Annotated in this window: 11 protein-coding genes; 5 read left to right on the top strand and 6 right to left on the bottom strand. The window is 69.3% G+C overall.

Annotated features, from left to right (window positions below):
* Window positions 1–1110, top strand: a 1110-nt coding sequence (locus tag OPU67_RS13695; protein WP_267620563.1) for an amidohydrolase family protein, incomplete at its 5' end; no start/stop codon positions are given.
* Entirely contained in the window at window positions 1110–1622 is a 513-nt protein-coding gene (locus tag OPU67_RS13690; protein WP_267620560.1) for an FKBP-type peptidyl-prolyl cis-trans isomerase, read from the top strand. The genes OPU67_RS13695 and OPU67_RS13690, both read left to right, overlap by 1 nt.
* On the opposite strand, the gene OPU67_RS13685 is transcribed toward OPU67_RS13690, so the two are convergent.
* A complete protein-coding gene (locus tag OPU67_RS13685) occupies window positions 1619–1984 on the bottom strand; it encodes a winged helix-turn-helix transcriptional regulator (protein ID WP_267620557.1) in 366 nt (121 codons plus the stop codon). The genes OPU67_RS13690 and OPU67_RS13685 overlap by 4 nt on opposite strands.
* 75 nt (window positions 1985–2059) lie before the next feature.
* On the opposite strand from OPU67_RS13685, the gene OPU67_RS13680 reads away from it, so the two are divergent.
* A complete protein-coding gene (locus OPU67_RS13680; RefSeq protein WP_267620555.1) occupies window positions 2060–2515 on the top strand; it encodes a PaaI family thioesterase in 456 nt (151 codons plus the stop codon).
* A gap of 43 nt (window positions 2516–2558) precedes the next feature.
* Entirely contained in the window at window positions 2559–3236 is a 678-nt protein-coding gene (locus tag OPU67_RS13675) for an NnrU family protein (protein WP_267620553.1), read from the top strand.
* Here OPU67_RS13675 and OPU67_RS13670 read toward each other — a convergent pair whose 3' ends face one another.
* On the bottom strand, window positions 3237–4034 hold the full coding sequence (locus OPU67_RS13670; RefSeq protein WP_267620552.1) for a crotonase/enoyl-CoA hydratase family protein: 798 nt from the start codon (window positions 4032–4034) through the stop codon (window positions 3237–3239).
* A 135-nt stretch (window positions 4035–4169) separates the two neighbouring features.
* Between OPU67_RS13670 and OPU67_RS13665 the strand changes: the two genes are divergently transcribed.
* Window positions 4170–5147 carry a VacJ family lipoprotein gene (locus OPU67_RS13665; protein ID WP_267620550.1) on the top strand — a complete coding sequence of 326 codons (978 nt, stop codon included), beginning with the start codon at window positions 4170–4172 and terminating at the stop codon, window positions 5145–5147.
* Here the strand turns inward: OPU67_RS13665 and dxs are convergent.
* From dxs to OPU67_RS13645, 4 genes are all read right to left on the bottom strand, one after another.
* Window positions 5144–7072, bottom strand: coding sequence for a 1-deoxy-D-xylulose-5-phosphate synthase (dxs, locus tag OPU67_RS13660; RefSeq protein WP_267620547.1), 1929 nt, complete (start codon window positions 7070–7072; stop codon window positions 5144–5146). The genes OPU67_RS13665 and dxs overlap by 4 nt on opposite strands.
* A gap of 67 nt (window positions 7073–7139) precedes the next feature.
* A complete protein-coding gene (locus OPU67_RS13655) occupies window positions 7140–7604 on the bottom strand; it encodes a Fur family transcriptional regulator (RefSeq protein WP_267620544.1) in 465 nt (154 codons plus the stop codon).
* 43 nt (window positions 7605–7647) lie between these two features.
* On the bottom strand, window positions 7648–8328 hold the full coding sequence (msrA, locus tag OPU67_RS13650; RefSeq protein ID WP_267620542.1) for a peptide-methionine (S)-S-oxide reductase MsrA: 681 nt from the start codon (window positions 8326–8328) through the stop codon (window positions 7648–7650).
* Between the two features lie 4 nt (window positions 8329–8332).
* Window positions 8333–8539 (bottom strand): hypothetical protein, encoded by a 207-nt coding sequence (locus OPU67_RS13645; protein ID WP_267620539.1) that lies wholly within the window; start codon window positions 8537–8539, stop codon window positions 8333–8335.
* Between the last annotated feature and the right edge of the window lies 1 nt (window position 8540).

Here is an 8540-nt window from a genome sequence, read left to right as displayed (position 1 = left end):
GTCGATGCGCGCGGCGCCTGGGTCACGCCCGGGATCTTCGCCACCGTGACCACCCTCGGCCTCGCCGATGTCGCGGCGGTCAGCCAGTCGAACGACACCTCGGCCGGCAAGAGCCCGTTCAGCGCCGCGCTCGACGCGTCCAAGGCGATCAACCCGACCTCGCAGCACATTCTCGTCCACAAGACCGCCGGGATCACCCGCGCGGCGACGACGCTGCAACCGGCGGGCTCGATCTTTGCCGGGCAGGGCGCGATCATCGACCTCGACGGCGATGCCAACCCGGTCGTGCAGTCGCGCGCCTTCCAGATGGTGGTGCTCGGCGAAAGCGGCGCGGCTGCCGCCGGGGGCTCGCGCCCTGCAGCCCATGCGCTGCTGCGCGCCGCCTTGCGCGAGGCGCAGGCGCTGGTCGGCAAGACCGGCATTCCGGCGACCACCGCCATCGACAAGGGCGAGGAGGTCTATCTCACCCGCTTCGATGCCGAGGCGCTGATCCCGGTCGTGACCGGCCAGCAGAAGCTCTACGTCGCCGCCGACCGGATGGCCGACATCCGCGCGGTGCTCGCGCTCAGGCAGGAGTTCCCGAGGCTCGACCTGGTGCTGGTCGGCGCCACCGAGGGCTGGCTCGTCGCCAAGGACATCGCGGCCGCCGGCGTGCCGGTGATCGCCAATGGTCTCGTCGACCTGCCGGAAAGCTTCGAGCAGCTGGGCGCGACCCAATCGAACATCGGCCGCCTCCAGCGCGCCGGGGTCAAGGTCGCGGTCAATGCCTCGGCCAACCAGAACGCCCGCCGCCTGTCGCAGGAGGCTGGCAACCTCGTCGCTCTCACCCGGCTTCCGGGTGCGGCGGGCCTCGGCTGGGATCAGGCCTTCGCGGCGATCAGCTCGGTACCGGCGGAGATTGCCGGGCTGGGCGGCAAGGCAGGGGTGTTGAAGGCGGGCGCCTTCGGCGACGTGGTGATCTGGGACGGCGATCCGCTCGAACTCGGGACCGTGCCGGTCCGCGTGTATATCGGCGGGGTGAGCCAGGACCTCACCAACCACCAGACCCGCCTGCGCGATCGCTACAAGACCCTCGACGAGAGCGCCCGGCCCAAGGCCTACGACTGGTGATGCGCCGACACGTCTCAGCCATCGCGGCCGCGCTTGCCGGAGCGCTGGCCTGCGCTGCGGTGCCCGCAGCCGCGCAGCCCGGGCCTGCGGCGCCCGCAGGCGATGCCAACGCGCAGAGCCCCGCGTGGCACGCGCAGCAGCAGCTCTACCTGCTGGGGCTCAAGGCCGAGGACGGCTGGTACACCGCCGAGGGCGGCCTGCGCTGGCGCTGGCTGAAATACCTTGGCGCGCAGCGCAAGCCGACGGTATCGGACACGGTCACCGTCCATTACGAGGGCAAGCTGCTCGACGGGACAGTGTTCGACAGCTCCTACGCGCGCGGCGAGCCCGCCACCTTCCCGCTTGGCCGGCTGGTGAAGGGCTGGCAGATCGCCATCCCGAACATGGGCTTGGGCGAGACCATCGAGATCGCGATTCCCGCCGACCTTGCCTACGGGCCGGTGGGGCGGGGGCCGATCCCGCCCAATGCGACGCTGGTCTTCAAGGTCGAGCTGATCGCGATAGGGCCCTAGGCGGGGTCGGCAGGGAGGCGCGGCGGCCATTGGCCTGCCCGCTCGCCATCGGCGAAGAGATGCGCCGCGCCCCAGCCGGCGAGCTGCTCGTAAAGCGGCGCGAGCGCGCGTGCCTTGTCCGTCAGCAGATAGCGCGCGCGCTTGCCCTCCGGCGGTTCGCGGAGCATCAGCCCCGCCTCCTGGAGGATCGCCAGCCGCGAAGTCAGCGCCGCGCGGTTGATGCCGAGCCGCTCGACGAACTCCTCGAACCGCTCCGCCCCGAGCAGCGCGTCGCGCAGGATCAGCAGCACCCAGCGGTCGCCGAGCAGGCGCGCGGCGCGGCCGATGGGGCAGGGCGCGCGGGAGGGGCGGTAGGTCTTCATCCGTCTGATTATCAGACTTGCGCGGGCCGATGGCAAGCGGCATAACGTCTGCATTGCAGACGTGAGGAGCCCGCGATGAACGCCGTCCTGCCCAACCGCTTCGCCTCGCCCGAGGAATCGATCGCCTACATGCGCAAGGTCGCGATCGGCCGGTCGGGCTTCTCGACGTGGCTCGACGTCGAGCCGGTGACGGTGTGGGAGGGGACGAGCGAGCTCACCCTGACGCTGCGCCCCGAGATGACCCAGCACCACGGCTACGCCCACGGCGCGATCGTCGGGCTGATGGCGGACAATGCCTGCGCCTGGGCGGGAGCCTCGGTCGCGGGCGACGTGGTGACGGGCGGCTACACCATAGACTTCCTGCGCCCCGCCAAGGGAGAGCGGCTGCGCGCCCGCGGGCAGGTCGTCAAGGCGGGCAAGCGGCAGGTGGTGGTGCGTGCCGACGTCTGGGCGGAGAGCGAGGGTGCGGAGCCCGTCCACGTCGCGGTCGCGCAGGCGACCATCGTGCCGACCGGGATCGTGCCGTCCTGACCACGGCTAGGCGCGCGGATTCGGTCATGATACTCTGCGCGCCATGAACGGGGCACTCGTCACACTCGCCGCGGCCAATGCCGCCTTCGTCGGCTCGCATTTCGCCATGTCCCACCCGCTGCGCGCGCCGATGGTCCAGGCCCTGGGGGAGAAGGGCTTCTCGCTCGCCTACACGGCGGTGAGCTTTGCCACGCTCGCGGGGGTCTATTTCGCCTTCATCGCCGCGCCGCCCGCCGACCTGCCGGGCGCGGGCGAGATCGGCTGGATCGCGGCGACGCTCATCACTTGGCCGGCGATGATCCTGCTGGCGGGCTCGCTGATCGGCAACCCGGCGATGCCCACCCCGCAGGCGGAGGCGCAGGCCCGCAGCGCGCCGCGCGGCGTGTTCAAGGTGACGCGACACCCGATGATGTGGGGGATCGGCCTCTGGGCGATCTCGCACCTGGTGCTGTTCTGGAGCACCCGGACGATGATCACCGCCGTCGCAATCGGCATCCTCGCGCTGGTCGGCGCAAGGTTTCAGGACGGCAAGAAGAAGGTCCTGATGGGCGACGCCTGGGCGGAGTGGGAGAGCCGCACCACCTACTGGCCGCGGCTCGGCCGGCTTCCGATGGTGGGAGCCGTGCCGCTCGTCGCCGGCACGGTGCTGTGGCTCGTCGCGCAGGGGCTACACCTCTGGCAGGCGGGCATCCCCGCCGGCGTCTTCAGGTGGCTCGGCTGATCACTCGCCCCTGAACACCGCGGGCCGCTTCTCGATCAGCGCCGCGACGCCTTCCGCATGGTCGGCGGTCGTGTGCATCATCGCCTGGGTGTTGGCGGCAAGCTCGAGCGCGGTGTCGTAGCTGGTCTGCTGGCCCTGCCGCAGCAGGTTCTTGGTGTGCCTGAGCGCGTGGGGGGGAAGCTGCGCGATCCGCCCCGCGAGCGCGCGCGCCTCGTCCATCAGCGCGTCCGGCGCCACCACACGGCTGACGAGGCCCCACGCCTCGGCGGTCGCGGCGTCGATCACGTCGCCGGTGTAGAACAGCTCGGCCGCGCGGCTCATGCCGATCACGCGGGGCAGGATCCAGGTGCCACCGTCGCCGGGGATGATGCCGAGCTTGAGGAAGGTCACCCCGAACTTCGCGCTCTCGCTGGCGATGCGGATGTCGGCGAGGCAGGCGACGTCGCAGCCCAAGCCGATCGCCGGGCCGTTTACCGCCGCGATCACCGGCACGCGCAGGCCATAAAGCGCGCGCAGCATCTGGTGGATATTGTCGCGGTAGCCGTCCGAGATCGCCGGGGTTGCGCCGCCGAATGTCCCGGTCCTGTCGCGCATCGCCTTGATGTCGCCGCCCGCGCTGAAGGCCCGCCCCGCGCCGGTGAGGATCACCACCCGGCAATCCATGTCGCGATTGACGGCATTGGCGACGCGCACGAATTCATCGCCGTCGCCGGGCGCCCCGAGCGGGTTCATGCTCTCCGCCCGGTCGAGCGTGAGGATGGTGACGGGGCCCTCGTGGGTGATGTGGATCAGGGACATTGTCGGGAATGATGCCTCTTTGATGGCTCGGAGCAATTTGCGTATAGGGCGGGTGGGCAAAGGGCAAGAATCGCCTGGCCATGGGATCGGCCTGTCATTCTTGCGGGCTTTACGGAAAGGACCGGGATGTCTGGCTTGGCCCTGCTTGCGACCTCATCGCCGCTGCTCGGCGCGGTGCTTGCGGTCACCGCTCCGGCTCCCGATCCGGTCATCGCGCCGCCGCCGCAGGTCATGCCGATCGTCTGGAACCTCGCCGAGGTGCAGGACCTGCCGCCCCCGCCCCCGCCCTCGGGCCAGGAGGACGCGCCCGAGCCCGACGAGACCCCGGATGCCGACAGGCCGCTCGAGGAGATCGTTGTCGAGGGCACCTACGGCCCCCCGGCCATCGACCCGGTCGAGCGCCTCAACGAAATCAGCTACGACGCCGCCGTGGTGGTCGACCGGCTTATCGTGGAACCGATCGCCTACGCCTATCGCGACGTGCTGCCGCAGCCGATCCGCGACGGGCTCGGCAACGTCGTGCGCAATTTCGGCGAGCCGGGCAACGCTCTCAACTTCCTGCTGCAGGGCAAGGTCGGAAAGGCCTTGGGCGTGCTCGGCCGCATTGCCATCAACTCGACCATCGGCATCGGCGGGCTGATCGACGTCGCGGCCAAGCCGGGTATCGGCATCCCTTACCGCCGCAACGGTTTTGCCAACACGATGGGCTATTACGGCATCGGGCCGGGCCCTTACCTCTATGTGCCGATCACCGGGCCGACGACGGTGCGCGACCAGATCGGCGTGACGCTCGACCAGGCGCTGCTGCCGGTGCTGATCGGCAGTCCCTTCAACCGGCCCGCCTACGGGCTCTTCTACTTCGCCGTGAACAGCCTCGATTCGCGCCTGCGCGACGACAAGGAGCTCGCGGCGATCAAGGCCTCGGACGATCCCTATGTGGCGCGCCGCAACAGCTATCTCGCCCGCCGCCGCCGCGAGATCGCCGCGCTGAGGGGCGACCCGCCGCCGGAGCCCTATGTGATCCCGGGGAGCATTCCTCTGCCCGCCCAGCCAGCGCCCGCGATGCCCGAGGGCCTCAAGCGCGGACCCGGGGCCGGCGACGAGGGGCGCTAGGCCCGCACTTCCTCGGTCTCGATCGCGGCGCTGTTGTGCTTCAGCGCCTTGAGCACCGCGGCGACGATGTGCGGCGCGTTGAGGCCGGCCTCGTCGTACTGCTTCACCGGATCGTCGTGGTCGATGAAGGTGTCGGGCAGGCGCAGCGTGCGCACCTTGAGGCCGGTATCGGTCAGGCCCTCGTCGCTCGCGAAGGTCAGCACGTGCGCGCCGAGCCCGCCGATCGCGCCTTCCTCGACGGTAATGACCACCTCGTGGGTGCGCATCAGGCGGGCGATCAGCTCCTCGTCGAGCGGCTTGGCAAAGCGCAGGTCCGCGACGGTGGTCGAGAGCCCCTTGGCCTCGAGCGTGTCGGCCGCCTTCTTGGCCTCCTCGAGCCGCGCTCCGAGCGAGAGGATCGCGATCTTGGTGCCTTCACGGATGATCCGGCCCTTGCCGATCGCGAGCTTCTGCGGAACCTCGGGGAGCGGCACGCCGGTGCCGTTGCCGCGCGGGTAGCGGAAGGCGATCGGGCCCTCGTCGTACTCGGCGGCGGTGTAGGTCATGTGGACCAGCTCCGCTTCGTCCGCGGCGGCCATCACCACCATGTTCGGCAGGGTGGCGAGATAAGCGATGTCGAAGCTTCCCGCATGGGTTGCCCCGTCGGCGCCGACAAGGCCAGCGCGGTCGATGGCGAAGCGCACGGGCAGGTTCTGGATGCACACGTCGTGCACCACCTGGTCATAGGCGCGCTGGAGGAAGGTCGAATAGATCGCGGCGAAGGGCCGCATCCCCTGCGCGGCGAGGCCGGCGGCGAAGGTCACCGCGTGCTGTTCGGCGATGCCCACGTCGAAGCTCCTCGCCGGGTGCGCCTTGGCGAACTTGTCGACCCCGGTACCGCTCGGCATGGCCGCGGTGATCGCGACGATCCGGTCGTCGGTTTCGGCGAGCTTCGTCAGCGTGTTGCCGAACACGTCCTGGTAGGCGGGCGCGCTGGGGTTGCTCTTGGCCTTCTCGCCGGTGATGACGTTGAACTTTGGCACGCCGTGGTACTTGTCCGCCGAGTTTTCGGCCGGGGCGTAGCCCTTGCCCTTCTCGGTGACGACGTGGATCAGCACCGGGCCTTCCGAGGTGTCGCGCACGTTCTCGAGCACGGGGAGCAGGTGGTCGAGATTGTGCCCGTCGATCGGGCCGACGTAGTAGAAGCCCAATTCCTCGAACAGGGTCCCGCCGGTCACCATGCCGCGGGTGAATTCCTCGGCCTTCCCGATAGTGTCGTGGAGGCGGCGGCTCATCTTCTTGACCGCGCGGCTCGCAAGGCTGCGGATGCCGAGATATTCGGAGGACGACACCATCCGCGCAAGATAGGCCGAGAGGCCCCCGACGGGCGGGGCGATCGACATGTCATTGTCGTTGAGGATCACGATCAGCCGGTTGCCCGCCTGCGCCGCGTTGTTCATCGCCTCGTAGGCCATGCCGGCGCTCATCGAGCCGTCACCGATCACCGCGATGCCGCGGCCCGGCGCGCCCTTCAGCTTGTTGGCGATGGCAAAGCCCAGCGCCGCGCTGATCGAGGTCGAGGAGTGCGCCGCGCCGAAGGGGTCATATTCGCTCTCGGACCGCTTGGTGAAGCCGCTGAGGCCCCCGCCCTGGCGCAAGGTGCGGATGCGATTCCGCCGGCCGGTGATGATCTTGTGCGGGTAGCACTGGTGCCCGACGTCCCAGACCAGCTTGTCCTCGGGCGTGTTGAAGACATAGTGCAGGGCGACGGTCAGCTCGACCACGCCGAGACCGGAGCCGAGATGGCCCCCGCTGACGCTGACCGCGTCGATCATCTCGGCACGCAATTCGTCGGCGAGCTGGCGGAGCTGTTCGGGCTTGAGGCGGCGCAGGTCGTCCGGAGTGTCAACCTGATCGAGCAGGGGAGTGTAAGGCGGTTGAGTCATAACGCTCGGCCTTACACGGGGAATTCGGGCCTGTCGATGAAGGGATGGCGTTGCGGGGGCCTTCGGTTCAGGCGCAGGCCCGGCACAGCCCCCTGATCTCGAGCACCGGGCGTTCCGCCTTGAACTGGCGGGCCGAGGCGATGGCGCGGACCGCGCGGCTCACCTCCTCGTCATCGACATGGGCGGCCTCGCCGCATTCGTCGCAGACGAGGAAGATGCAGTCGTGTGCGCATCCCGGATGGGTGTTGGCGAGAAAAGCGTTGGCGCTCTCCACGCGCATTGCGAGGTTGTTCGCCACGAACACGTCGAGGATGCGGTAGACCGAGTTGGGCGCCACCCGCTTGCCGCGCGCGGCCGACAGGTTGTCGGCGATGTCGTAGGCCGAAACCGGGCGATCGTGCCGCGCAAGCTCGGCGAAGACGGCCTCGCGCATACTCGTCCACTGCTCACCGGCGGCGACGAGTGCGCGCGCCGCCTCGACGAGGAGGTCTTCGCCCGAATGTTCGTGGTGGCTGTGTGCGTGCTGGCCCATGAGCCCGATATAGTGTGTCCGGCCCGCTTGCGCCAGCGTGTGCTCAGCCCGCGTCCTTGAGGAAGCTCGCGCGGTACAACGCCGGGAACATCCGCTTCAAGGCCGCCACCTTGGGCGCGTCCCAGCGCGTGATGTAGCCGTGCTTCGGGTTCTTGAGCATGAAGTCCTGGTGATAGGCTTCGGCCGGGTAGAAGGTCTTGTAGCTCTCGATCCCCGTGACGATCGGCTTCGACCACACGCCCGACTTGCCCATCTGCGCAAGGTAGGCCTTGGCGACGGCGGCCTGTTCGGCATTGGTCGGGATGATCGCGGCGCGATACTGGGTGCCGACGTCCGGGCCCTGGCGGTTCTTCAGCGTCGGATCGGCGACCACCGAGAAGAGCACCTGCAGCAGCTGATCGTAGCGCACCACCGAAGGATCATAGGTGATCTTCACCGCCTCGGCATGGTCGGTAAGGCCGCTCGAGACGACCTCGTAGCTCGCGCTCTTGGCGGTGCCGCCGTGGTAGCCCGACACCGCGCCGGTGACGCCCTTGACGTGGCTGAACACGCCCTCGACGCCCCAGAAGCAGCCGCCCGCGAAGATCGCGGTCTTGAGGCCCTTTTGTTCCTTGGCGAGGCGGGTGGCGGCGGGGGCATTGACCGGTTCCTCGGCGATGGCAGGACCGGCGCAGGCGCTCAGCGCCAGCGAACCGGCGGCGAGCAGGGCAGCAATCTTGTGCATGGGATCAGCCTTCGACAGGCGCGATCGCGAACTCCGCCGTCGGGGCCGGTGCCTTGATGAGCTCGGCCGCCTGCGCGGGCGAAGCCACCGCGCCGCCCGTCTCGTGCGCATTGACGCCGACGACGATCAGCAGCGCCCCGAGGGCGAAGCCGATGCCGAAGCTGCGATAGAGGTCGGGCGAGAAGAGGCGCATGGAAAGCTCGTCGATCACG

The sequence above is a fragment of the Erythrobacter sp. WG genome (assembly GCF_026586795.1).
Classification (GTDB): domain Bacteria; phylum Pseudomonadota; class Alphaproteobacteria; order Sphingomonadales; family Sphingomonadaceae; genus Erythrobacter.
The sequence above is the reverse complement of the archived record's forward strand: the minus strand, read 5'-3'. Positions and strand labels throughout refer to the sequence as shown.

Coding starts and splice junctions, on each gene's coding strand:
- OPU67_RS13670 (WP_267620552.1), bottom strand. CDS start 4,034: ATGTCCCTGATCCACATCACCCACGAGGGCCCCGTCACCATCCTCACG.
- OPU67_RS13675 (WP_267620553.1), top strand. CDS start 2,559: ATGAACGGGGCACTCGTCACACTCGCCGCGGCCAATGCCGCCTTCGTC.
- OPU67_RS13680 (WP_267620555.1), top strand. CDS start 2,060: ATGAACGCCGTCCTGCCCAACCGCTTCGCCTCGCCCGAGGAATCGATC.
- OPU67_RS13690 (WP_267620560.1), top strand. CDS start 1,110: ATGCGCCGACACGTCTCAGCCATCGCGGCCGCGCTTGCCGGAGCGCTG.
- msrA (WP_267620542.1), bottom strand. CDS start 8,328: ATGCACAAGATTGCTGCCCTGCTCGCCGCCGGTTCGCTGGCGCTGAGC.
- OPU67_RS13685 (WP_267620557.1), bottom strand. CDS start 1,984: ATGAAGACCTACCGCCCCTCCCGCGCGCCCTGCCCCATCGGCCGCGCC.
- dxs (WP_267620547.1), bottom strand. CDS start 7,072: ATGACTCAACCGCCTTACACTCCCCTGCTCGATCAGGTTGACACTCCG.
- OPU67_RS13655 (WP_267620544.1), bottom strand. CDS start 7,604: ATGGGCCAGCACGCACACAGCCACCACGAACATTCGGGCGAAGACCTC.